The sequence below is a fragment of the Streptomyces sp. Ag109_G2-15 genome (assembly GCF_900215565.1).
GTDB classification, from domain to species: domain Bacteria; phylum Actinomycetota; class Actinomycetes; order Streptomycetales; family Streptomycetaceae; genus Streptomyces; species Streptomyces diastatochromogenes.
This window is the reverse complement of the sequence record NZ_OCNI01000001.1, coordinates 2,515,010-2,537,078: the sequence shown is the minus strand read 5'-3', so window position 1 is coordinate 2,537,078 and position 22,069 is coordinate 2,515,010. Positions and strand designations below refer to the sequence as shown.

The following is a 22,069-nucleotide window of genomic DNA, read 5'->3' as shown; positions in this document are numbered from 1 at the left end:
GCGTACTACCAGAATCTCGCGTCTCGGAGTCGGCGGAAACTCAGCCGGCGCGAGCGGGCCTCCCTCAACGAGTAGCCCTCGCTACGCCTACCGGCAGCTTTACAGCGGGCTAAGTCCGCTTCAGTGACCTGCAGGTTTGCCTCTGCATGCTGCTGCTGGGCGATGCCTGGGGGAATCGGCGTCTGTTCCAGGTCTGCTCTGTGTCGCGAACAGCCGGTGGCCGGGGTGGGTGCGCGGGTACGGTCGGGGTGCTGGATCCGACCGTGTTCGAGGGGGCTTGGGGTGGCGGGCGGGGAGGCGCGGTACGGCGCTGAGGGCGGGGACCACGTCGATTTCCGCGGTGGTGTGTTCATCGGCCCGGTCACGGGCAAGGGCGACCACCATCACTACTACGGGGCCCGGCGGCCTGCGGCCGTGTGGCCGCATCAGGTGGGGGTGATCCCGCCGCGGGCGGGCTGTTTCCAGACCCGCGCGGAAGTGGTTCGGCTGCGTGAAGCACTCACGGGTGGACAGGCCGCGGTCCTCGTGGGGCAGGACACGGTGCACGGTCAGGTGCTGGCCGGGATGGGTGGGGTGGGCAAGACCCAGCTGGCCGCCGACTACGCCCGCACGGCCTGGCAGGCCGGTGAGCTGGACGTGTTGGTGTGGATCACCGCGAGCAACGCCACCGCGGCCGCCTCCGGTTATGCGCAGGCCGCCGTGGAGATCCTGGGCGCCGACCCGGCGGACCGGGAAACGGCCGCGCGCGCGTTCCTGGCCTGGCTGGAACCCAAGGCGAACGCGACGCCGTGCCGGTGGCTGGTCGTCCTCGACGACGTCACCGACCCGGCCGACCTGAACGGACTGTGGCCACCGGCCGGCCCGCACGGCCGCACCTTGGTCACCACGCGCCGCCAGGATGCCGCCTTGGCCGGCCGTCTGATCAAGGTCGGACTGTTCACCGAGGCCGAATCCCTCGCCTACCTCACCTCAGCGCTGGGCGCCCGTGACCGTCGTGAGCCCGACGAACAGCTCACCGCGCTCGCCCGGGACTTAGGGCATCTGCCGCTCGCACTGTCACAAGCCGCCGCCTACCTGATCGACGCGGGCATCAGCGCCGCCGCCTACCGAGCCCTGCTGGCCGACCGTGCCACGCTGCTCGCCGACGCCGCCCCCGAGGTGCTGCCCGACGGTCAGACCCAGAGCACGGCGGCAGCCTGGTCGCTGTCCGTCGACCGCGCCGACACCCTGCGCCCAGCCGGCCTGGCCCGCCCGATGCTCCAGCTCGCCGCGTTCCTCAGCCCCAACGGCATCCCCGAAACCGTCCTGACCAGCACGCCCGCCCTCGCCCACCTGACCCGGCATCGCACCGAAAACGGCTCGCAGCCGTCGCCCCAGAACGCACCACGGTCAGAACAGCAGGACAAGACTCCCGCGCGCGTCTCTGCGGGCGAGGCGGTCGGTGCTTTGCGGGCGCTGGCTCGGCTCAGCCTCATCGACCACGCCCCCGCCACCCCCCACCAAGCCATCCGCGTCCACCAGCTGATTCAGCGCAGCGTCCGTGACACGCTCACCCCCGACCAGCACGACCAACTCGCCCGCACCACCGCCGACGCCCTCACCTCCGCCTGGCCCGCCATCGAACGCGACACCGAACTCGCCCAGGCCCTGCGCGCCAATGCCACCACCCTCACCCGAACCGCCGAAGATGCCCTGTACCAGCCCTACACGCATAGGGTGCTGTACTGGGCCGGAAGCAGCCTCGGCGATGCCGGTCAGGTCACCGCCGCCACAGCCCACTTCCATCACCTGACGGAAACCAACAGCCACCGCCTCGGCCCCGACCACCCCGACACCCTGACCGCCCGCAGCTACCTCGCCCGGTTGCGGGGGGAGGCAGGAGACGCGGCCGGCGCCGCAGCCGCCCTCGAGGAACTGCTGGCCGACTGGCTGCGGGTGCAGGGGGAGGACCACCCCGACACCCTGACCACTCGCCACGAGCTCGCCCACTGGCGCGGGGAGATGGGAGACGCGGCCGGTGCCGTAGCCGCGTACGAACAGCTGCTCGCCGACCAGCTGCGGATGCTGGGTGAGGATCACCCCCACACCCTGGCCGCCCGCCACGACCTCGCCCACTGGCGCGGGGAGACGGGAGACGCGGCCGGTGCCGCAGCCGCCCTCGAGCAGGTGCTGGCCGACCGAGTTCAGGTGCTGGGGGAGGACCATCCCGACACCCTGACCACTCGCCACGAGGTCGCCCACTGGCGCGGGGAGATGGGAGACGCGGCCGGTGCCGTAGCCGCGTTCGAGCAGCTGCTGGCCGACCAGGTTCGGGTGCTGGGTGAGGATCACCCCAACACCCTGGCCGCCCGCAGCAACCTCGCCCGGTGGCGGGGGATCTCGGGAGACGCGGCCGGTGCCGCAGCCGCGTACGAACAGCTGCTCGCCGACCAGGTTCGGGTGCTGGGTGAGGACCATCCCCACACCCTGGCCACCCGCAGCAACCTTGCGCGGTGGCGGGGGGAGGCGGGGGATGCGGCCGGTGCCGCAGCCGCGTTCGAGCAGCTGCTTGCCGACCAGCTGCGGGTGCTGGGTGAGGACAACGCTCACACCCGGGCCACCGGCATCCTCCTCCACTACTGGCAGTGGAAAGCGGGAGAGACGCCCCGCGCCTGAAGGCTGGCGGGGTCCGACGCCGTCCCCGAGCCCGACGCGCTGGTCGCATAGGACGGTCTACGACGAAATGGCTCTGCGCCCCGGCTGCGCGCACGTAGGAGCGGTTTTCAAGAGCGTTGCGGTATCGGACTACCCCTGCCACCTGACCTGCGCCGATTCCGCAAGATTTCCATGGGATCGGTACGTTGGCCCACAGATGGCCCACAGTAGGGCTCCGTTCACACTGCCCTGGAGACGAATCCCAAGATCTTCTCCAGGATTTCTCCAGAGAGCCCCCAACGAACAGGTCAAGGCCGGTCTCCTCAGCGGAGAACCGGCCCTGACCTGGTACTTCTCTGTCGGGGTGGCGGGATTTGAACCCACGACCTCTTCGTCCCGAACGAAGCGCGCTGCCAAGCTGCGCTACACCCCGATGCCGCTGCTGCTCGCGGCGACGTCGTTTACTTTAGCCCACCGGTGGCCGGAGACGAAATCCGGTTTAGGCGCCGTGGCGGACCGGGGTCGGGCGGGTGTGGTCCAGGGCGATCAGGAGGACCGCCAGGGCGTACATCGCCAGGCCGATGAGGAGGGCGTTCGCCAGGGTGCTGCGGTAGCCGTGGGCGTCGACGTCGAGGAACGGGTAGAGGTAGCGGGCGGGGGTGGATGGGGGGAGGACCGCTGCCCGGATGAGAGAGAAGGCCAGGTAGGTCAGGGGGTAGAGGAGCCAGGTCGCCGCCTGGCGGAGGTGCAGGCGGGCCGCGGGGGTCAGGAGGAGCCAGTCCAGGACGGCCGCCAGGGGGACCACCGTGTGGAGGACCTGGAGTGCTGCCCACTGGGCGTGCCAGCGGACGGGGGGTGCGGTCGCGTCCGTCATGGCGAACGGGGGTGTCGTGTGCGCCAGGAGCAGGTGGTAGACCAACGCGGTGATCACGGCGTAGAGGAGTGTGGCGCCTGTCACGGACGAGGGGAGCGGGCGGCGGGCCCGCCAGGCCCTGGATGCCGACAGGAGCATGACCACTGCCAGCAGGATGTTGGTCTGGACGCTGAAGTAGCTCAGGGTCCGGGCGGGGGTGCCCAGGAGGAGTTCCAGGGCGACACCGGCCGCCGCGGCCAGGGCGGTCAGGAGTCGGAATATCGCTACCAGGGGGCGACGGACCGGGGCCACCACCGCCGTGGCCGGGACCGGGGCGGGCAGCAGGAGGGGCGGGCCCGGGACCGCGGGCAGGTCCGGGATCTCCCTGGGTATGGGGGCGGTCATGCCCTCACGCTAAGCAAGAGGGAGGAAAGGGGCTATCCGGGGCAGTCCGGGTGGGTTACCCGGGTGGGTTACGTCGGTCCCGTCGCGCCCCCAGTCCTCTTACTCCCGCCCCACCAACGTCAGCAACGTCGCCTCCGGCGGGCAGGCGAAGCGGACAGGGGTGTAGCGGTTCGTTCCGCAGCCCGCCGACACGTGGAGGTAGGACGTACGGCCCTCCGCCGTGTGCGTGGACAGGCCCTTCACGCGGTCCGTGTCCAGGTCGCAGTTGGTGACCAGGGCGCCGTAGAAGGGGATGCACAGCTGGCCGCCATGGGTGTGGCCGGCCAGGATCAGGGGGTAGTCGTCCGCCGTGAAGGAGTCGAGGACGCGCAGGTAGGGGGCGTGGACGACGCCCATCGAGAAGTCGTACGTGCCGGAGGGGCCGCCCGCCACCCGGGCGTAGCGGTCGCGCTTGATGTGGGGGTCGTCCAGGCCGGTCAGCTCGATCGACACGCCCTCGACCTTCAGCACACCCCGCGTGTTCGTCAGGTTCAGCCAGCCCGCCGCGTCGAAGCCGTCCCTGAGGTCCTCCCAGGGGTTGTGGATCACGCCCACCGCCGGCGGGTTGCCGTTCAGGCCGTGGCGGCCGCTGGTCTTCTCCAGCAGGTAGCGGGCGGGGTTGCGGAGCCTGGGGCCGTAGTAGTCGTTGGAGCCGAAGACGTACGCGCCCGGGAACTCCATCAGCGGGCCGAGAGCGTCGAGGACCTCGGGGACGCCCTCGGGGTCCGAGAGGTTGTCGCCCGTGTTGATCACGAAGTCGGGGCGCAGGCCCGCCAGCGACTGCAGCCACCGCTGCTTCTTGCGCTGGCCGCCGACCATGTGGATGTCGGACACCTGGAGCAGGCGCAGCGGGCGCATGCCCGGCGGGAGGACCGGGACCGTCACTCGTCGGAGGCGGAAGGAGCGGGCCTCGAAGCCCGCCGCGTACGCCAGTCCGGCGGCGCCTGCCGCCATGATTCCCAGGGGTACTCCGTATCGCGCGCGCATATGACCATCGTGTCAGACCCCGGTGTCCCCCAAAGACCGGCGGCCACCTCCGGACAACCCCGGGACCGGCCGCCGGGTGACCACAAAGGCTCCCGAAGCCGGCCGCCCTGTAAATGCGCGGGCGCCCCCGGTGTCGTACCTGCGACAATCGACCCCATGACCACCACGCTCAAGGCGAAGCTGCACGACGACCTCAACGCCGCGATCAGGGAGCGCGACGAGCTCCGCTCCTCGACGCTCCGGCTGACGCTGACCGCGATCACCAAGGAGGAGGTCGCGGGCAAGGAGAAGCGCGAGCTCTCCGACGACGAGGTGCAGAAGGTGATCACCCGCGAGGCGAAGAAGCGCCGTGAGGCGGCCGACGCCTTCGCGCAGGGCGGTCGTCCCGAGCAGGCCGAGCGGGAGAAGGCGGAGGGCGAGATCCTTGCCGCGTACCTGCCCAAGCCGCTGTCCGACGACGAGCTGAACGCGATCGTCGCCCAGGCCGTCGAGGAGGCGAAGGCGGCCGGTGCCGAGGGGCCGCGGGCCATGGGTGCCGTGATGAAGATCGTGAACCCGAAGGTGGCCGGCCTGGCCGAGGGCGGCCGCGTCGCCGCCGCGGTGAAGAAGCTCCTCCAGGGCTGAGCCCGTTCGGTAGGAGTACTACTACTCAGGAGTACTCCCACTTACGGGTACTACTACGGCGGGGCCGCACCTCGGTGATGAGGTGCGGCCCCGCCGTCATGCCAGGAAGGTCCGGGCTAGCCCCGCGTGCCCCCGTTCCCGTTCCCGTTGTTCCCGCCGTTGGTCTGCCCCTCGACGAAGCCGCCGGGGAGGGAGAACGTCGGCGTGGGGAAGGTGCCGCCGGTGGTGTCACCCGTGGTGCCGCCGGTCGTGCCCCCGTCAGTGACGCCGCCGATCAGTCCGCCGATCAGCCCGCCCGTGCTGTCCCCGTTCTTCCCGCCGCCGTTCCCCCGTCCTTTTCCCCGGCCTTTCCCGTTGGTGTCGTCGTCGGGGATGTCGACCAGGTTGAAGTCCGGGGCCGCCTTGCCCGCCAGGGCGCCGGTCATGGCGTCCTTCCAGATCGGGCCGGGGACCTGACCACCGAAGACGAGGTCGTGGTAGACCCCGCCGATGGTGATCTGGGTCATCTTCACGTTCTGCTTGGCGCTGCCGACCCAGACCGCACCGGCCAGGTTGGGCGTGTAGCCGACGAACCAGGCGTTCTTGCGCTCGTCCGTCGTACCCGTCTTGCCCGCGCTCTCCCGGTCGCTCAGGCCCGCCTGCTGGCCGGTACCGGAGTCGACCACGCCGCGCAGCAGGGTGTTGACGGTGTCGGCGGTCTTCTCGCTCATCGCGCGCGAGCAGGTCGACTTGGGGACCTCGAGCGACTTCTGCTCGTTGCCGATCTTCTGGGTGATCGACTCGATGGCGATCGGGGTGCAGTACATGCCCCGCGCGGCGAAGGTGGCGTACGCGTTCGCCATGGTCAGCGGGGAGAGGCCGATCGAACCGAGGGCGATGGAGGGGGTCTCCGGGAGCTTCGAGCCGTCGCCCTGCACCACGTGCAGCGCGTCGGTCATCTTCACCACCGGGCACAGACCGATGTCGGAGATCAGCTGCACGAAGTAGGTGTTGATGGACTTCGCCATCGCCTCCTTCATGCGGTACGGGCCCCGCTCCGACTCGTTCTCGTTCTCGACGGTCTCGGCCTTGGTGTTGACGTAGGGGTTGCTGCTGCACCGCTGGACCGGGCTCGGGTAGTTCATCTTGTACGGCGCCGAGTACTCCTGGGTCGCCGGCTTGCCGCCCTCGATCGCGGCCGCCGCCACGAACGGCTTGAACGTCGAACCGGTCGGGAAGCCGTAGTTGGAGCCGCCCATGTCCCGGTTGACCGAGAAGTTGTACTCGGTCTCGTTGTTGCCGTAGCCGAAGGGCTTCGACTGGCCCATCGCCAGGACCTTGCCGGTGCCGGGCTCGACGAGGGTGGCGGCCGCGGCGACGCTGTCGGACTTGTAGACGTGTTCCTTCAGGGAGGCCTGCACGGACTCCTGCGCCTGCGGGTCCATCGTCGTACGGATGGTGAGGCCGCCGCGGTTCCAGAGCTTGGCGCGCTCCTCGCGGGTCTTGCCGAAGGTCGGGTCGGTCAGGAAGACGTTCTCGACGTACTTGCAGAAGAACGCGGCGCCCTTGGTGGCCGTGATGCAGCCGTTCTTCGGCTGGCTGACGTGCAGCCCGAGCGGCTTCTCCTTGGCCTGGTCGGCCTCCGCCTGGGAGATGTCGCCGACCTCGGCCATGCGCTGCAGGACGGTGTTGCGGCGCTTGGTGGCCTCGGCCTCGTCGTTCACCGGGTCGTAGCGGCTCGGGGACTGGACGATGCCGGCGAGCAGCGCCGACTGCTGCAGGTTCAGGTCCTTGGCGTGCTGGGAGAAGTAGCGCTGGGAGGCGGCCTCGACACCGTAGGCCTGCTCGCCGAAGAAGGTGATGTTCAGGTAGTTCTCGAGGATCTTCTTCTTGCCCAGCTTCTCCTCGATCTGGATCGCGTACTTCAGCTCGCGGACCTTGCGCCCGAGGGTCTGCTGGGTGGCCTCGGCGACCTTGGTGGGGTCGTCGCCGGCCTCCTCGATGAAGTAGTTCTTCACCAGCTGCTGGGTGAGCGTGGAGGCGCCCTGGGCGACCCCGCCGCTCTGCGCGTTCTTGTTCAGGGCGCGCAGCACGCCCTTGAGGTCGATCGCGCCGTGCTTGTAGAAGCGGGAGTCCTCGATCGCGACGATCGCCTTCTGCATGTACGGCGAGATGTCCTTGAGCTCCACCACCGTACGGTCGCGGGAGTAGACGGTCGCGAGCTGGTTGCCCCGGCTGTCCAGTATGGTCGTGCGCTGGCTGAGCTGAGGACTCTTGAGGTTGGCCGGGATCTCGTCGAAGCCCTTGACCGATCCCTTGGCCGCGAGTCCGAGCGCGCCGGCGGCGGGCAGCGCGATGCCCGCCATCACGGCTCCCGCGAGCACACTGACACCGAGGAACTTGGCGGCCTGCTGCGTTGCCGACAGGCCACCGCCCGAGCGCTTCTTTGGCATGGGGGCAGCCTAAACCGTTGTGATGAGCGGTCCATCACGGCACGGCAAAGCGGGTCGCGTACCTTCTCATTCGCCGGACACGCGCGCAGGCCTTGGCCTAAGCTGCTCTCAACTGTCACAGCAGTGCGGCCACGTATCAATACGTCCGGCGACCCCGAATCGTTCCGGAAGTACCCCGACTTTCTGGTGGGGGCGTGTCCGAATCCGCCTCGTGTGTCACTTGGCGCCCGGTGTGGCGCATCACAGCTGCCCCGGTTTGCCGGGATGATCACGCATGTCGCCAGCTCACTCCCGCGGGTGATCTGCCGCTTACCCATAGTCCGTTCGGGCCATTCAAGATTGGGCCCGAAGGGGGTGTTGCGCTGTCCCCACCTTCCGTAACGTCCTCAACTGGCGGCGGTGAATATGCCGCTGCCGCCGTGGGGGAGCCTCGATTCGGGAGAGGACGGCGCCGGTATGGGCTGGGTAACCGACTGGAGTGCGCAGGCTGCCTGCCGCACTACCGATCCGGATGAACTGTTCGTTCAAGGAGCAGCGCAGAACAGGGCCAAGGCGGTGTGCACCGGATGCCCGGTACGCACCGAATGTCTGGCTGATGCGCTGGACAATCGCGTGGAGTTCGGCGTGTGGGGAGGCATGACGGAGCGGGAGCGCCGCGCACTGCTGCGCAGGCGGCCCACCGTGACCTCCTGGCGCAGGCTGTTGGAAACCGCCCGCTTGGAGTACGAGCGCGGCGTCGGCATCGTGCCCCTCGACAGCGACGAGGTGTACGAGAACTACGCGGCGGTGAGCTGAGGGCATCGCCCTTGGCGCAGACCCGGAGCCACTCCGACCGGCCATGAGGCATGGGAAGCAACGGTCGGACGTGAGTCTTGGGGGCACACCCGCTGAACACCTGCCGTGCCGGGGCGCGCCCTTGAGGCGGCGCCCGCCGGGCAGGCGGGTACGCGCGGCGACCCGTCGGCGCACAGCTCAGTCAGCCGTGCGCCCGTATGCGACCGGGGCCATGACGGCCGAGCCATCCGGGGCGAGTCCTACGACAGCTCCGTTCGCCCCGCCGCCAGCCGGTCCCCGATGTCGCGCAGGCCCGTGAGGTCGTGCACGTCACCCGGCAGTGCGGGTACCTCGACGACCGCCACCTCGGGGTGGCGGGCGGTGAAGCGGTCACGCGTGCGCTGCTCGCGCGAGAGCAGTTGCATGCGCTCCGCGTGCAGCCTCAGCAGGCCTGCGGTCAGCTGGTCGACGGAACGCTCAGCGTCCGCGCCCGTGCCCGCGTTCGCGTCTGGGGAGCTGTCGTCCGGTGAGTCGCTCTCCACAGCCGGTGAGTCGTCGTCCGAGGCGGGGGAGCCGTCGTCCGGAGCCGCTGTGGCGGAAGCGGGAGATTCTGAACTGCCGTACGTGTCGGGAGAGTTACGAAGTCCAGCTTTCCCGCCCCCCTGATCCACAATGCGGGGCTCCTCAAGATTTTCCGCGGCGGCGAGCGCCCGCTCGGCCGACAGCCGGCCGGCGCCGCTGCCATGGACCCGGTTGAGCACCAGCCCCACCAGCGGCATGTCCTCCGCGGCCAGCCGCTCCACGAAGTACGCCGCCTCGCGCAGCGCGTCCCGCTCCGGGGCCGCCACCACCAGGAACGCCGTACCGGGCGCCTGGAGCAGCTTGTACGTGGCGTCCGCGCGCGTACGGAAACCGCCGAACGTGGTGTCCATCGCGGCCACGAAGGTCTGTACGTCCTTCAGCAGCTGGCCGCCCAGCAGCTTGCCCAGCGTGCCGGTCATCATCGACATGCCGACGTTCAGGAAGGCCATCCCCGCGCGGCCGCCGAGCTTCGCCGGAGCGGTCAGCAGACGGATCAGGCGGCCGTCCAGGAAGGAGCCGAGCCGCTTGGGCGCGTCCAGGAAGTCCAGCGCCGAGCGGGACGGCGGGGTGTCGACCACGATCAGGTCCCACTCGTCCCTGGCCCGCAGCTGCCCCAGCTTCTCCATCGCCATGTACTCCTGCGTGCCCGCGAAGCCCGCCGAGAGCGACTGGTAGAAGGGGTTGGCCAGGATCGCGGCCGCCCGCTCCGGGTCCGCGTGCGCCTCGACGACCTCGTCGAAGGTGCGCTTCATGTCGAGCATCATGGCGTGCAGCTCGCCGTCGCCCTCGGTCCCCTTCACCCGCCGGGGCACGTTGTCGAGGGAGTCGATGCCCATCGACTGGGCGAGCCGCCGGGCCGGGTCGATGGTGAGGACGACCACCTTGCGGCCCCGCTCGGCCGCCCTGAGGCCCAGCGCCGCCGCGGTCGTCGTCTTGCCGACCCCGCCCGAGCCGCAGCACACCACGATCCGGGTCTTCGGGTCGTCCAGCAGCGGGTCGATGTCGAGCACGCGCGCGGCGGAGAGGTGCGGGCGGGCGGCGTCCTGCGCCTTTGCCGGGTCCGGACTCATGACAACCCCTGCTTCCGCAGCTCGGTGGCGAGTTCGTACAGGCCCGCGAGGTCCATGCCCTCGGCGAGCAGCGGCAGTTCGTGCAGCGGCAGGTCCAGCTCGCCGAGGACCGCGCGCTGTTCCTGCTCCAGCGCGTGCCGCTCGGCGTACTCCGCGGCCTGCTGCAGCAGCGGGTCCACCAGCCGCTCGGCGTTCCCGCCCCGCCGCGCCCCGCCGAGCCCCGCGGCCGACAGGGCCTGTGCAACGGAAGAACGCGGCACGGTCCGTACGAGTTCCAGGTCGGTCGCGTCCAGCATCTGGGGCCGGACCATGTTCACGATGACCCTGCCCACCGGCAGCCGGGCCGCGTGGAGTTCGGCGATGCCGTCGGCGGTCTCCTGGACGGGCATCTCCTCCAGCAGCGTCACCAGGTGCACCGCCGTCTCCGGCGACTTCAGCACCCGCATCACCGCCTGCGCCTGATTGTGTATCGGGCCGATCCTCGCGAGCCCGGCGACCTCGTCGTTGACGTTGAGGAAGCGGGTGATGCGCCCGGTGGGCGGGGCGTCCATGACGACGTAGTCGTATGCGAACCGCCCCGACTTGTCCTTGCGCCGCACCGCCTCGCACGCCTTGCCGGTGAGCAGGACGTCCCGCAGGCCCGGCGCGACGGTGGTGGCGAAGTCGACCGCGCCGAGCTTCTTCAGGGCCCGGCCCGCGCCGCCGAGCTTGTAGAACATCTGGAGGTAGTCCAGAAGGGCCAGTTCGGGGTCGATGGCGAGGGCGTACACCTCCCCGCCGTCCGGAGCGACCGCGATCTTCCGCTCCTCGTAGGGCAACGCCTCCGTCTCGAAGAGCTGTGCGATGCCCTGCCGGCCCTCGACCTCCACGAGAAGCGTCCGCTTCCCCTCGGTCGCGAGGGCCAGCGCGAGTGCGGCGGCGACCGTCGTCTTTCCGGTCCCGCCCTTGCCGCTGACGACCTGGAGCCTGCTCACGCCTTCGAGACTAACGAGTCCGGCCGACGGCCACGCGGGAGGCTGTGGATAAACGGCGCTCACGGCCGTCCGCCGGTCCCGTGGGTGACAGCGGATACAGTCGCCACCATGACCAAGAAGTGGGAATACCAGACCGTGCCGCTGCTCATCCATGCCACGAAGCAGATTCTGGACACCTGGGGCGAGGACGGCTACGAGCTCGTCCAGGTCGTGCCCGGCCCCAACCCGGAGTCGCTCGTGGCCTACCTGAAGCGGGAGAAGCAGGAGAAGCACGCGTGAGCGCGGTCGAGGCCAAGCTGGCCGAACTGGGCCTGACCCTGCCGGAGGTCGTACCGCCGCTGGCCGCGTACCAGCCGGCCGTGCAGTCGGGCGTGTACGTCTACACCGCCGGCCAGCTGCCGATGGTGGAGGGCAAGCTGCCGGTCACCGGCAAGGTGGGCGCCGAGGTCACGCCGGAGGAGGCCAAGCAGCTGGCCCGCACCTGCGCGCTGAACGCGCTGGCCGCCGTGAAGTCCGTGACCGGCGACCTGGACCGCATCGCGCGCGTGGTGAAGGTCGTCGGCTTCGTCGCCTCGGCCGCCGACTTCACCGGGCAGCCCGGTGTCGTCAACGGCGCCAGCGAGCTGCTCGGCGAGGTCCTCGGCGACAAGGGTGTGCACGCCCGCAGCGCGGTCGGTGTCGCGGTGCTGCCGCTGGACGCGCCGGTGGAGGTCGAGATCCAGGTCGAGCTGGTTCCCTGAGTTCCCGCAGCCCCGCTGACCTCGGGTACCTCTCGAACATTCGCCCTACACGGGATAGCCTCCGGCCATGGCGAATGGGCAGTGGTACCCCCAGGAGTGGCCGGACCGCATCCGCGCGCTCGCGGACGGAACCCTCACCCCGGTGTCCCCCAGGCGCGCGGCCACGGTGCTGCTCCTGAAGGACACGGCGGCCGGCCCGGTCGTCCACATGCTGCGCAGACGTGCCTCCATGGCCTTCGCCGGAGGCGCGTACGCGTACCCCGGTGGCGGTGTCGACCCGCGTGACGACGACCGTCAGGTCCGCTGGGCGGGCCCCACGCGCGCGTGGTGGGCGAACCGGCTCGGCGTCGACGAGGCCGGCGCCCAGGCGATCGTCTGCGCGGCCGTCCGGGAGACGTACGAGGAGGCGGGCGTCCTGCTCGCCGGCCCCGACCCGGACTCCGTCGTCGGCGACACCACCGGGGACGACTGGGAGACCGACCGCGCCGCCCTCGTCGCCCGCGACCTCTCCTTCGCGGAGTTCCTCGACCGCCGCGGCCTGGTGCTGCGCTCCGACCTCCTCGGTGCCTGGACCCGCTGGATCACCCCGGAGTTCGAGGCCCGCCGCTACGACACCTGGTTCTTCGTGGCCGCCCTCCCCGAGGGGCAGCGCACCCGCAACGCCTCCACGGAGGCCGACCGCACGGTGTGGATCCGCCCCGAGGAGGCCGCGGCCGGGTACGACAAGGGTGAGCTGCTGATGATGCCGCCCACCATCGCCACCCTGCGCCAGCTGCTCCCGCACCCCACCGCCGCCGAGGCGCTCGCCGCCGCGCCCGCGCGCGACATGACCCCGGTCCTGGCGCGCGCTCGTCTGGAGGACGGCGAGATCGTGCTGTCCTGGCCGGGGCACGACGAGTTCACCAAGCACATCCCGACCGCTCCGAGCACCGGTGGAGGCCCCGCATGACGGATGCAGCAGCCCTGCCCGGCCAGCCCCGGGGCGGTGTGCTCTCGGGCCCCGCGACCGCACGGGCCGTCAACGTGCTGGCGCCCAACGCCTCCGCGATGACCCTGGACGGCACCAACACCTGGATCGTCACCGAGCCCGACTCCGAGTCGGCCGTGGTGATCGATCCGGGCCCGCTGGACGACGCCCATCTGCGCAACGTCGTCGACACGGCGGAGAAGGCCGGCAAGCGGATCGCCCTCACCCTGCTCACCCACGGCCACCCCGACCACGCCGAGGGCGCCGCCCGCTTCGCCGATCTGACGGGCACGCGCGTGCGTGCCCTCGACCCGGCGCTGCGGCTCGGTGACGAGGGCCTGGCCGCCGGGGACGTGATCAGCGTCGGCGGCCTGGAGCTGCGGGTCGTACCGACCCCCGGGCACACCGCGGACTCGCTGTGCTTCCATCTCCCGGCCGACCGGGCCGTGCTGACCGGCGACACCATCCTCGGGCGCGGTACGACCGTCGTGGCGCATCCCGACGGCCGCCTGGGGGACTATCTGGACTCCCTGCGCCGGCTGCGGTCCCTGACCGTGGACGACGGCGTGCACACGGTCCTGCCGGGCCACGGGCCGGTCCTGGAGGACGCCCAGGGCGCGGTCGAGTTCTACCTCGCCCACCGCGCCCATCGCCTCGCCCAGGTCGAGACGGCCGTAGAGGACGGCTATCGCACCCCGGCCGAGGTCGTCGCGCACGTGTACGCCGACGTGGACCGCTCCTTGTGGCCGGCGGCCGAGCTGTCGGTGCGGGCCCAGATGGACTATCTCAGGGAGCACGGGCTGATCTAGTCCGGCAGCGGGGCTTCCGCTGATCCGGCCGTGGGGCCTCCTCTAGTCCGGCCGTGGGGCTTTGACGCCGTGCACGCGCGCGTACTCCGCGGCGAGCCAGGGGCCGAGGTCGTCCACGTACGACCGCAGGACGTCCGGGTCGCCGGCGGGCTCGTAGCCGTACTCCGCCGCCCTGCGCAGCTCGGTGGCCCGCTCGGGGTAGTACGCGCCGAACACCTCGGCCATCTCGCGCAGCTCGCTGGTCCAGCCGTTCCAGCGGGGCATGACGAGCGTGAAGCCCGTGCGGACCAGGTGCCGGGACATGAAGCGCACCAGGCGCCGCCTGGCCTCCTCCGAATCCCCGGCGGCGGCGATCCGCTCCCGCCAGCGGGGGAGGAGCAGCGCGAGGTCGCCGTTGGTCTCCCGGGCGAGCAGGGAGCCGGGGCGGTAGCGGGGCAGGTACTCGGCGAGGTCGTCCCCGAGCAACGGGGTGCACAGACAGGCCACGAACCAGCCGAGGTCGTACGTCTCCAGGTCGCTCAGCAGCCGCGCCCGGCTGTACAGCAGCGTGCCCACGCCGTCGATCTGCGCGAACTCCTTGTCGAGCGCCTCGCCCAGGACACGGACGGTCTCCCGGTCGGCGTCGGCGGGCTCGTCGAGCAGGGCGACCAGCAGGTCCAGGTCGCTGCGCCCCACGCGCGCGGTGCCGCGCGAATCGACCCGTAGAGGTAGGCGCTGTGCAGCCGCGTCCCGAAGACGTCCAGCAGCCGGTCGCGCGCGGCGGCCACGACCGGACGGAACGCGTGCGGCACGCGCGCGAGGGAGCCCTCGCGCTCGATGAAGCCCTGAGCGTCGAGGCCGTGCGGGACGGGGGGTTCGGGCATGGGCTCACTGTGCCCTGAGGGGAGCGGTCGAGCCGCTTGTTTTTCGGCGCCGGTGAGCACGATCAGCCCGTCCGGCGATCGAGGACGAGGCCGTTCAGGCCGACAGCGGGGGCCTGGGGGCGGCAGCCCCCAGACACCTCAGCGGGAACGCTTGGCGAGCCGTTCGACGTCCAGCAGGATGACCGCCCGCGCCTCCAGGCGGAGCCACCCGCGCTGGGCGAAGTCCGCCAGCGCCTTGTTCACGGTCTCGCGCGAGGCGCCCACCAGCTGGGCCAGCTCCTCCTGCGTGAGGTCGTGGACGACGTGGATGCCCTCCTCGGACTGCACGCCGAAGCGGCGGGAGAGGTCCAGCAGGGCCCGCGCCACACGGCCGGGCACGTCGGAGAAGACCAGGTCGGACATGGCGTCGTTGGTCTTGCGCAGGCGGCGGGCGACGGCGCGCAGCAGGGCGCCGGCCACCTCGGGGCGCACGTTCAGCCAGGGCTGGAGGTCGCCGTGGCCGAGACCGAGCAGCTTGACCTCGGTCAGCGCGGTCGCGGTCGCCGTACGCGGGCCCGGGTCGAACAGCGACAGCTCGCCGATCAGCTCGCTGGGGCCGACGACGGCGAGCATGTTCTCGCGGCCGTCGGGGGAAGTGCGGTGGAGCTTGACCTTGCCCTCGGTGACGACGTACAGCCGGTCGCCGGGGTCTCCCTCGTGGAACAGCGAGTCGCCGCGTGCGAGGGTCACCTCACTCATGGAGGCGCGAAGCTCCGCGGCCTGCTCGTCGTCGAGAGCCGCGAAGAGCGGGTTGCGCCGCAGAACGTCGTCCACGAGTTCTCTCCTTGTCGACCTGCTCAGGGGATCTTGCTCCCCCTTGGTACCAGGGGACCGTGCTCCCCATTTTGCCGGACGGTCCAAACAGTGTGATCTGTCACAAGGATGCCGCACAGGTGTCCCAAGGTAAGCGGCAGGGGTCCAATCGGGGGCTGATCTTCCGGGTCCGGGGCGGATGTCAGTGCGTGGCTTTAGGCTGGCCGGGTGTCCAAAACGCCGGTGAGAGCACAGGCCAAGGGGGCTGGGCGGGTGGTTGTACGTCGGGATTCCGCCGTGGGCGAACAAGCCTCTGGCGGAAGTAATAAAAGCGTGAAATCAGGACAAAAGGTACCTCGCAAAAAACCGGCTGCCAACGAGTCCCGCACCGCACTGGTCCGCCGGGCCCGCCGGATCAACCGAGAGCTGGCCGAGGTCTACCCGTACGCCCATCCCGAGCTGGACTTCGAGAACCCCTTCCAGCTGCTGGTCGCCACGGTGCTGTCCGCCCAGACCACCGACCTGCGCGTCAACCAGACCACCCCGGCGCTCTTCGCCAAGTACCCCACCCCCGAGGACCTGGCCGTCGCCAACCCGGAGGAGGTCGAGGAGATCCTGCGCCCCTGTGGCTTCTTCCGGGCCAAGACCCGGTCGGTGATAGGGCTCTCCAAGGCCCTCGCCGAGGACTTCGGCGGCGAGGTGCCCGGAAAGCTGGAGGACCTGGTCAAGCTGCCCGGCGTCGGCCGCAAGACCGCCTTCGTGGTCCTGGGCAACGCCTTCGGGCGGCCGGGCATCACCGTGGACACCCACTTCCAGCGGCTGGTGCGGCGCTGGCAGTGGACCGACGAGACCGACCCCGACAAGATCGAGGCGGCTGTCGGCGCGCTGTTCCCCAAGAGCGACTGGACCGACCTGTCCCACCACGTGATCTGGCACGGCCGCCGCATCTGCCACGCCCGCAAGCCCGCCTGCGGTGCCTGCCCCATCGCCCCGCTCTGCCCGGCCTACGGCGAGGGCGAGACCGACCCGGAGAAGGCGAAGAAGCTCCTGAAGTACGAGAAGGGCGGCTATCCGGGTCAGCGTCTGAACCCTCCGCAGGCCTACCTGGACGCGGGGGGCAAGCCGGCGCCGCCGCTGGGGGCCGGATGACGGAACGATCTCGGGGCCCTCGGGCGTTGGACACGGCAGGACGGGGGTGGCGATGACGTACACGCACGACACGCACAAGGGTCCGGTCACGCTGAGCAAGAAGGGCCTGCCGGGCTGGCTGGACCCGGTGGTGCGGGCGGCGGAGACGATCGAGCCGCTCCAGCTCAGCCGCTTCCTGCCGCCGGAGAACGGCTCGGGCCGCCAGTCGGCGGTGCTGATCCTGTTCGGCGAGGGCGAGCACGGCCCCGAGCTGCTGCTCATGGAGCGGGCCGGCTCCCTGCGCTCCCACGCCGGCCAGCCGTCCTTCCCCGGCGGCGCCCTCGACCCGGAGGACGGCGACGCGCACGGCGAGGGGCCGCTGCGGGCCGCGCTGCGCGAGGCCGAGGAGGAGACCGGCCTCGACCCCGCCGGCGTGCAGCTCTTCGGCGTCCTGCCCGCCCTCTACATCCCGGTCAGCGGCTTCGTCGTCACGCCCGTGCTCGGCTGGTGGCGCGAGCCCAGCCCGGTCGGCGTCGTCGACCCGAACGAGACCGCCCGTGTCTTCACCGTCCCCGTGGCGGATCTCACGGACCCCGGCAACCGCGCCACCACCGTCCACCCCAGTGGTCACCGGGGCCCGGCATTCCTGGTCGAATCGGCTCTGGTCTGGGGATTCACGGCCGGAGTGATCGACCGCCTGCTGCACTTCGCGGGCTGGGAGCGCCCCTGGAACAGGGAGAACGAGGTCCCGCTCGACTGGCGGTCATGACAGGGTGTCGTCCGTGAACGTGCTGGACATCTTGTTGCTGGTCGCCGCCGTGTGGTTCGCGGTCGTGGGCTATCGCCAGGGCTTCGTCGTCGGCATCCTGTCGGTGATCGGGTTCCTCGGCGGTGGTCTCGTCGCCGTGTACACGCTGCCCGTCATCTGGGACGCCGTGACCGACAACGCGGAGGTCGGCACCACCGCCGCCGTCGTCGCCGTGGTCGTCGTCATCGTCTGCGCCTCCATCGGCCAGGCCCTGACCACCCACCTGGGCAACAAGCTGCGCCGCTACATCACCTGGTCCCCGGCCCGCGCCCTGGACGCCACCGGCGGCGCCCTGGTCAACGTCGTGGCGATGCTGCTCGTCGCCTGGCTGATCGGCTCCGCCCTCGCCCAGACCACGCTGCCGACCCTGGGCAAGGAGGTCCGCAACTCCAAGGTGCTCCTGGGCGTGTCGGAGGCGCTGCCCGCCGAGGCCGACACCTGGTTCAAGGACTTCACCTCGGTCCTCGCGCAGAACGGCTTCCCGCAGGTCTTCAGCCCCTTCTCCAACGAGCCGATCAAGGACGTGGAGCCGCCCGACCCGGCCCTGGCGAACAGCCCGGTGACCACCCGGGCCCAGCGGTCCATCGTCAAGGTCACCGGCACCGCCCAGAGCTGCGGCAAGGTCCTGGAGGGCACCGGCTTCGTCTTCGCCGACCGCCGCGTCATGACCAACGCGCACGTGGTCGGTGGCGTCGACGCACCCTCCGTGCAGATCGGCGGCGAGGGCCGCAAGTACAACGCGAAGGTCGTCCTGTACGACTGGAAGCGCGACATCGCCGTCCTCGACGTACCGGACCTGAAGGCGACCGCCCTCCGGTTCACCAACCAGGACGCGGCCGGCGGCGACGGCGCGATCGTCGCGGGCTTCCCGGAGAACGGCTCGTACGACGTCCGAGCCGCGCGCGTGCGCGGGCGCATCACGGCCAACGGCCCGGACATCTACCACCGCGGCACGGTCAGCCGCGACGTCTACTCCCTGTACGCCACCGTCCGCCAGGGCAACTCCGGCGGCCCGCTGCTCACGCCCGACGGCAAGGTGTATGGCGTGGTGTTCGCCAAGTCCCTCGACGACGCCGACACCGGCTACGCGCTCACGGCCGACGAGATCCGGCAGGACATCGCCCAGGGGCGTACGGCGAACGAGCAGGTGGGCACCGACAGCTGTGCCCTGTAAGGGGGTTGGGGAAGCGTCCCGCGAGGTTCAGCCGCGCGGGTGACGCAGGCGCACGGAGACCCAGCGGGCCCGGCGGCGCAGGATGCGCGGAATTCCCACCCTGAGGTCCGCCTCCGCGAGCTGCGGAGCGCCGCGCTGTGAGGAGCCAGGCCCTGCGGCCGAGCGGCGGTTGCGGGGTGCGTCACTGTAGTCGTGCGTCCAGCCCATACCCCGACGTGTGCCCCTGCCCCAAGGTCGATAACCGCCTCCGCGCCCCCCAATTGGCCTATGCGGCAGGCATGTGGCCGTTCGAGGGACAACTGTTCAGGAACCGGATACTCCACGCATCGAACCGGTCACCGATCGGGCTCGGGATCCTTGAGCCAGTTGATGAGTTCGGAGGAGAAGGCCGCCGGGTCCTCCTCGTGAGGGAAGTGCCCGAGGCCGTCGAACAGGCGCCAGCGGTACGGGGCTTCGACGTACTCGCCCGAGCCGGCCGCGCTGCGCGTCCGGGTCACCGGATCCAGTGAGCCGTGCAGATGGAGTGTCGGCACCCGGACCGGGCGCTTCATCCTGCGGTTGAACTGGATGCCGTCCGGGCGGGCCAGCGAGCGCACCAGCCAGCGGTACGGCTCGATCGCGCAGTGCGCGGTGGACGGGATGCACATGGCCCGCTGGTACGTCTCCACGTCCGCGTCCTCCGGCAGCCGTGGGCCGGACCACTCCCGGATCAGACGGCCCACCAGCGCGCCGTCGTCGGCGGTCAGCTGACGCTCCGGGATCCACGGCCGCTGGAAGCCCCAGATGTAGGAGCTGGCGGCCGTCTGCCGGGCGTCCCGGAGCATCGCGGAGCGCCAGCGCCGGGGGTGCGGCATCGAGACGACCGCGAGCCGTCGTACGAGCTTGGGCCGCATCGCCGCCGCCGTCCACGCCAGATAGCCGCCCAGGTCGTGGCCGACCAGCGCGGCGTCCGGCTCTCCGAGCGAGCGGATCACGCCCGTGACGTCCAGGGCGAGGTTGGCCGGGTCGTACCCGCGCGGGGTGCGGTCGCTGCCGCCGACGCCGCGCAGGTCCATGGCCACCGCCCGGTACCCCGCGTCGGCGAGCGCGACCAGCTGGTGCCGCCACGTCCACCAGAACTGCGGGAAGCCGTGCAGCAGCAGTACCAGGGGGCCGTCGCCGAGTTCGGCGATGTGGAAACGCGCGCCATTGGCGGCGACGTCCCGGTGCGTGACCTTCTCCCCGTGGGGGAGGTCGATCCTTACGGCCGATGCCGCGGCGGGCTCCGTCATGACGACGAGCGTGCCACAGCCTCGATGGCCTCGGGCGCCCGGTCCTGCGGCAGCTCCGGGCGCGGGTGCGGCTTGGCGTTCTGCAGGACGCCCGCCGTCTCCTTCATCGACGCGGCGACCATCTGCGGGCTCTGGCTCTTCTTGAGCTTCTTCGCGAACATCATGCCGATGAGCGCGAGCAGGCCGGCGACCAGAACGTTCGCCGCGAAGGACAGCACGAAGCAGATGGCGAGGTTCCAGCCGCTCCAGGTCCGAATGCCGTACGCCAGAGCGAAGTTGAGCATCGGCAGGGAGAACAGCAGCACCATGCCGGCCGCCGCGAACGCGCCGCCGCTCGTCGCGCCGCGCTTGACGTCCTGCTTGAGCTGGGCCTTGGCCAGCGCGATCTCGTCGTGCACCAGCGCCGACATTTCGGTCGTCGCCGAGGCGAACAGCTGGCCGATGCTGCGTTCGGCGCCGACCGGGCTGCCGTCGGGTGCGCTCATCGCGTTCTCCCTCTGAAGTCTTGTCTGCCGTCTTGACGGCCGTCTCGAAGGCCGTCTTGATTTGTACCGTCTCGTCAGATCATGCCGGACGACCGTCCTCCTCGCCTGCCCCGCCCGGCACTTCCTGAAGCCCGTGGCGCGCCGCGGCGGCCTTCTCGGCGGCGATACGGCGGTGCTCGGCGGCCTTGCGTTCGAAGATGTCCGCCATCCGCAGGTGGTAGGCCGGGTCGTCCTGCTCGTAGACGTCCGGGATGCCGTCCCGGTCGTCGTCGCGCTCCTCGTCCTCGCACAGCCTGCGGTAGCGGGCGTTGCGTATCTTCAGCAGCACCGTGGCACACACGGCCGCGATCAGCGATCCGGTGAGGACGGCCGCCTTCACCTCGTCGGTCAGCACCGCGTCGCCCGCGAAGGCCAGCTCGCCGATGAGCAGCGAGACGGTGAAGCCGATCCCGGCGAGGGCGGCCACCGCGAAGACGTCCGCCCAGGCCAGGTCCTCGCTGAGCGAGGCCCGGGTGAAGCGCGCGGTCAGCCAGGTGCCGCTGAAGATGCCGAGCGTCTTGCCGACGACCAGCCCGAGCACCACCCCGAGCGTCTCCGGCTTGGTGAACACATCCCCGAGCGCCCCGCCGGAGACCGACACTCCGGCGCTGAACAGCGCGAACAGCGGTACGGCGAGACCGGCCGACAGTGGCCGCACCAGGTGCTCGATGTGCTCGCCCGGCGAGCTCTCCTCACCCTCACGGGTGGTGCAGCGCATCATCAGGCCCATCGCCACGCCGGCGATGGTGGCGTGCACGCCGCTGTTGTACATCAGCGCCCAGACGACGACGGCCAGCGGCACGTACACGTACCAGCCGCGTACGCCCTTGCGCAGCAGCAGCCAGAAGACGACCAGTCCGGCGACGGCCCCGCCGAGCGCCGCGAAGTTGATCCGGTCGGTGAAGAAGATCGCGATGATCAGGATCGCGAACAGGTCGTCGACGACCGCGAGGGTGAGCAGGAAGGCGCGCAGGGCACTGGGCAGCGAGGTGCCGATGACCGCGAGGACGGCGAGCGCGAAGGCGATGTCGGTGGCGGTGGGCACCGCCCAGCCCTGGGTGGAGCCGTGCCCGGTGAGGTTGGTGAGGGTGTAGACGAGCGCCGGTACGGCCATCCCGCACAGCGCGGCCGCCACGGGCAGCGCCGCCGCCCTGGGGTCGCGCAGGTCCCCGGCGACCAGCTCGCGCTTGAGCTCGATACCGGCGACGAAGAAGAAGACGGCGAGCAGGCCGTCGGCGGCCCAGTGGGCGACGGACAGGTTCAGGCCGAGGGCGGCTGGGCCGAAGTGGAAGTGGCTGACCGCCTCGTAGCTGTGGTGCAGGGCGGGGATGTTCGCCCACACCAGCGCAGCCACCGCGGCGACGAGCAGCAGGACACCGCCGACGGTCTCGGTGCGCAGCGCGTCCGCGACGAAGGTCCGCTCGGGCAGGGACAGGCGTCCGAGGACCTTGCGGGCGGTGTTCGGGATGCGGGGCGCGGCCACGGCGGGGACCTCCGGTGGGTGGGCAGGCGGGAGCACATGCCGACCAGGCTTCCCGGCACACCTTGAGGATCGTTTCGCGTTGTGGGCTTTGTTTAGTTTACCTAAGGTTGACGCGGGATGCATCCGGTGATCTGCA

The 22,069-nt window shown here is 70.7% G+C and carries 21 protein-coding genes, 1 tRNA gene and 1 pseudogene; 11 read left to right on the top strand and 12 right to left on the bottom strand.

Going from position 1 to position 22,069, the window contains the following annotated elements:
• Nucleotides 1-282 precede the first annotated feature (282 nt).
• Entirely contained in the window at nucleotides 283-2,655 is a 2,373-nt protein-coding gene (locus CRP49_RS11135; protein ID WP_257033362.1) for a tetratricopeptide repeat protein, read from the top strand.
• A gap of 338 nt (nucleotides 2,656-2,993) precedes the next feature.
• Here CRP49_RS11135 and CRP49_RS11130 read toward each other — a convergent pair.
• From CRP49_RS11130 to CRP49_RS11120, 3 genes are all read right to left on the bottom strand, one after another.
• Nucleotides 2,994-3,067, bottom strand: a tRNA-Pro gene (locus CRP49_RS11130).
• Between the two features lie 66 nt (nucleotides 3,068-3,133).
• Nucleotides 3,134-3,892, bottom strand: a complete 759-nt coding sequence (locus CRP49_RS11125; protein ID WP_097253227.1) for a Pr6Pr family membrane protein — start codon at nucleotides 3,890-3,892, stop codon at nucleotides 3,134-3,136.
• A gap of 99 nt (nucleotides 3,893-3,991) precedes the next feature.
• Complete coding sequence (locus tag CRP49_RS11120) at nucleotides 3,992-4,918, bottom strand: metallophosphoesterase (protein WP_097253226.1); 927 nt, start codon at nucleotides 4,916-4,918, stop codon at nucleotides 3,992-3,994.
• A gap of 156 nt (nucleotides 4,919-5,074) precedes the next feature.
• Between CRP49_RS11120 and CRP49_RS11115 the strand changes: the two genes are divergently transcribed.
• Nucleotides 5,075-5,542, top strand: a complete 468-nt coding sequence (locus CRP49_RS11115; RefSeq protein ID WP_097253225.1) for a GatB/YqeY domain-containing protein — start codon at nucleotides 5,075-5,077, stop codon at nucleotides 5,540-5,542.
• Nucleotides 5,543-5,658: 116 nt separating this feature from the next.
• Here the strand turns inward: CRP49_RS11115 and CRP49_RS11110 are convergent, their stop codons facing one another.
• On the bottom strand, nucleotides 5,659-7,974 hold the full coding sequence (locus tag CRP49_RS11110; RefSeq protein ID WP_097253224.1) for a transglycosylase domain-containing protein: 2,316 nt from the start codon (nucleotides 7,972-7,974) through the stop codon (nucleotides 5,659-5,661).
• 456 nt (nucleotides 7,975-8,430) lie between these two features.
• Between CRP49_RS11110 and wblA the strand changes: the two genes are divergently transcribed.
• Nucleotides 8,431-8,769, top strand: a complete 339-nt coding sequence (gene wblA / locus CRP49_RS11100; protein ID WP_179851885.1) for a transcriptional regulator WblA — start codon at nucleotides 8,431-8,433, stop codon at nucleotides 8,767-8,769.
• A gap of 239 nt (nucleotides 8,770-9,008) precedes the next feature.
• Here wblA and CRP49_RS11095 read toward each other — a convergent pair whose 3' ends face one another.
• Complete coding sequence (locus CRP49_RS11095) at nucleotides 9,009-10,400, bottom strand: ArsA family ATPase (protein WP_097253222.1); 1,392 nt, start codon at nucleotides 10,398-10,400, stop codon at nucleotides 9,009-9,011.
• Nucleotides 10,397-11,374 (bottom strand): ArsA-related P-loop ATPase, encoded by a 978-nt coding sequence (locus tag CRP49_RS11090; RefSeq protein WP_097253221.1) that lies wholly within the window; start codon nucleotides 11,372-11,374, stop codon nucleotides 10,397-10,399. The genes CRP49_RS11095 and CRP49_RS11090 overlap by 4 nt, the downstream gene beginning before the upstream one ends.
• 108 nt (nucleotides 11,375-11,482) lie before the next feature.
• Here CRP49_RS11090 and CRP49_RS46780 point away from each other — a divergent pair, with 108 nt between their 5' ends.
• From CRP49_RS46780 to CRP49_RS11070, 4 genes are all read left to right on the top strand, one after another.
• A complete protein-coding gene (locus CRP49_RS46780; RefSeq protein WP_094218406.1) occupies nucleotides 11,483-11,653 on the top strand; it encodes a hypothetical protein in 171 nt (56 codons plus the stop codon).
• On the top strand, nucleotides 11,650-12,114 hold the full coding sequence (locus tag CRP49_RS11080; RefSeq protein WP_097253220.1) for a RidA family protein: 465 nt from the start codon (nucleotides 11,650-11,652) through the stop codon (nucleotides 12,112-12,114). Before CRP49_RS46780 ends, CRP49_RS11080 begins: the two co-directional genes overlap by 4 nt.
• Nucleotides 12,115-12,181: 67 nt before the next feature.
• Nucleotides 12,182-13,063 carry an NUDIX domain-containing protein gene (locus CRP49_RS11075; RefSeq protein ID WP_097253219.1) on the top strand — a complete coding sequence of 294 codons (882 nt, stop codon included), beginning with the start codon at nucleotides 12,182-12,184 and terminating at the stop codon, nucleotides 13,061-13,063.
• On the top strand, nucleotides 13,060-13,890 hold the full coding sequence (locus CRP49_RS11070) for an MBL fold metallo-hydrolase (protein ID WP_097253218.1): 831 nt from the start codon (nucleotides 13,060-13,062) through the stop codon (nucleotides 13,888-13,890). Before CRP49_RS11075 ends, CRP49_RS11070 begins: the two co-directional genes overlap by 4 nt.
• Before the next feature lie 42 nt (nucleotides 13,891-13,932).
• On the opposite strand, the pseudogene CRP49_RS11065 reads toward CRP49_RS11070, so the two are convergent.
• A pseudogene (locus tag CRP49_RS11065) lies at nucleotides 13,933-14,681 on the bottom strand (nucleotidyltransferase domain-containing protein).
• On the opposite strand from CRP49_RS11065, the gene CRP49_RS47795 reads away from it, so the two are divergent.
• The gene (locus tag CRP49_RS47795) at nucleotides 14,607-14,771 is read left to right on the top strand and encodes a hypothetical protein (RefSeq protein ID WP_257033724.1); all 165 of its coding nucleotides are present in this window, start codon (nucleotides 14,607-14,609) and stop codon (nucleotides 14,769-14,771) included. The pseudogene CRP49_RS11065 and the gene CRP49_RS47795 sit on opposite strands and share 75 nt — an antisense overlap.
• A 120-nt stretch (nucleotides 14,772-14,891) precedes the next feature.
• Here the strand turns inward: CRP49_RS47795 and CRP49_RS11060 are convergent, their stop codons facing one another.
• A complete protein-coding gene (locus CRP49_RS11060; RefSeq protein ID WP_094218401.1) occupies nucleotides 14,892-15,566 on the bottom strand; it encodes a Crp/Fnr family transcriptional regulator in 675 nt (224 codons plus the stop codon).
• A gap of 312 nt (nucleotides 15,567-15,878) precedes the next feature.
• Between CRP49_RS11060 and nth the strand changes: the two genes are divergently transcribed.
• The 3 genes from nth to CRP49_RS11045 are packed head-to-tail and all read left to right on the top strand — an operon-like array spanning nucleotide 15,879 to nucleotide 18,655.
• Complete coding sequence (nth, locus tag CRP49_RS11055; RefSeq protein WP_097253217.1) at nucleotides 15,879-16,694, top strand: endonuclease III; 816 nt, start codon at nucleotides 15,879-15,881, stop codon at nucleotides 16,692-16,694.
• A 52-nt stretch (nucleotides 16,695-16,746) separates the two neighbouring features.
• On the top strand, nucleotides 16,747-17,442 hold the full coding sequence (locus CRP49_RS11050; RefSeq protein ID WP_097253216.1) for a CoA pyrophosphatase: 696 nt from the start codon (nucleotides 16,747-16,749) through the stop codon (nucleotides 17,440-17,442).
• Nucleotides 17,443-17,455: 13 nt separating this feature from the next.
• Nucleotides 17,456-18,655, top strand: a complete 1,200-nt coding sequence (locus CRP49_RS11045; protein ID WP_094218444.1) for a MarP family serine protease — start codon at nucleotides 17,456-17,458, stop codon at nucleotides 18,653-18,655.
• Nucleotides 18,656-18,682: 27 nt separating this feature from the next.
• On the opposite strand, the gene CRP49_RS47790 is transcribed toward CRP49_RS11045, so the two are convergent.
• The 4 genes from CRP49_RS47790 to nhaA all read right to left on the bottom strand — a co-directional run bounded on the left by CRP49_RS47790 (nucleotide 18,683) and on the right by nhaA (nucleotide 21,933).
• Entirely contained in the window at nucleotides 18,683-18,862 is a 180-nt protein-coding gene (locus tag CRP49_RS47790; protein ID WP_097253215.1) for a hypothetical protein, read from the bottom strand.
• A 128-nt stretch (nucleotides 18,863-18,990) separates the two neighbouring features.
• Nucleotides 18,991-19,926: an alpha/beta fold hydrolase gene (locus CRP49_RS11035; RefSeq protein WP_097253214.1), complete on the bottom strand. Its 936-nt coding sequence runs from the start codon at nucleotides 19,924-19,926 to the stop codon at nucleotides 18,991-18,993.
• The gene (locus tag CRP49_RS11030; RefSeq protein WP_097253213.1) at nucleotides 19,923-20,411 is read right to left on the bottom strand and encodes a phage holin family protein; all 489 of its coding nucleotides are present in this window, start codon (nucleotides 20,409-20,411) and stop codon (nucleotides 19,923-19,925) included. Before CRP49_RS11030 ends, CRP49_RS11035 begins: the two co-directional genes overlap by 4 nt.
• A 79-nt stretch (nucleotides 20,412-20,490) precedes the next feature.
• Entirely contained in the window at nucleotides 20,491-21,933 is a 1,443-nt protein-coding gene (nhaA, locus tag CRP49_RS11025) for a Na+/H+ antiporter NhaA (RefSeq protein WP_179851579.1), read from the bottom strand.
• Nucleotides 21,934-22,069 lie beyond the last annotated feature (136 nt).

Coding starts and splice junctions, on each gene's coding strand:
- CRP49_RS11125 (WP_097253227.1), bottom strand. CDS start 3,892: ATGACCGCCCCCATACCCAGGGAGATCCCGGACCTGCCCGCGGTCCCG.
- CRP49_RS11120 (WP_097253226.1), bottom strand. CDS start 4,918: ATGCGCGCGCGATACGGAGTACCCCTGGGAATCATGGCGGCAGGCGCC.
- CRP49_RS11115 (WP_097253225.1), top strand. CDS start 5,075: ATGACCACCACGCTCAAGGCGAAGCTGCACGACGACCTCAACGCCGCG.
- CRP49_RS11110 (WP_097253224.1), bottom strand. CDS start 7,974: ATGCCAAAGAAGCGCTCGGGCGGTGGCCTGTCGGCAACGCAGCAGGCC.
- wblA (WP_179851885.1), top strand. CDS start 8,431: ATGGGCTGGGTAACCGACTGGAGTGCGCAGGCTGCCTGCCGCACTACC.
- CRP49_RS11095 (WP_097253222.1), bottom strand. CDS start 10,400: ATGAGTCCGGACCCGGCAAAGGCGCAGGACGCCGCCCGCCCGCACCTC.
- CRP49_RS46780 (WP_094218406.1), top strand. CDS start 11,483: ATGACCAAGAAGTGGGAATACCAGACCGTGCCGCTGCTCATCCATGCC.
- CRP49_RS11075 (WP_097253219.1), top strand. CDS start 12,182: ATGGCGAATGGGCAGTGGTACCCCCAGGAGTGGCCGGACCGCATCCGC.
- CRP49_RS11070 (WP_097253218.1), top strand. CDS start 13,060: ATGACGGATGCAGCAGCCCTGCCCGGCCAGCCCCGGGGCGGTGTGCTC.
- CRP49_RS11050 (WP_097253216.1), top strand. CDS start 16,747: ATGACGTACACGCACGACACGCACAAGGGTCCGGTCACGCTGAGCAAG.
- CRP49_RS47790 (WP_097253215.1), bottom strand. CDS start 18,862: ATGGGCTGGACGCACGACTACAGTGACGCACCCCGCAACCGCCGCTCG.
- CRP49_RS11035 (WP_097253214.1), bottom strand. CDS start 19,926: ATGACGGAGCCCGCCGCGGCATCGGCCGTAAGGATCGACCTCCCCCAC.
- CRP49_RS11030 (WP_097253213.1), bottom strand. CDS start 20,411: ATGAGCGCACCCGACGGCAGCCCGGTCGGCGCCGAACGCAGCATCGGC.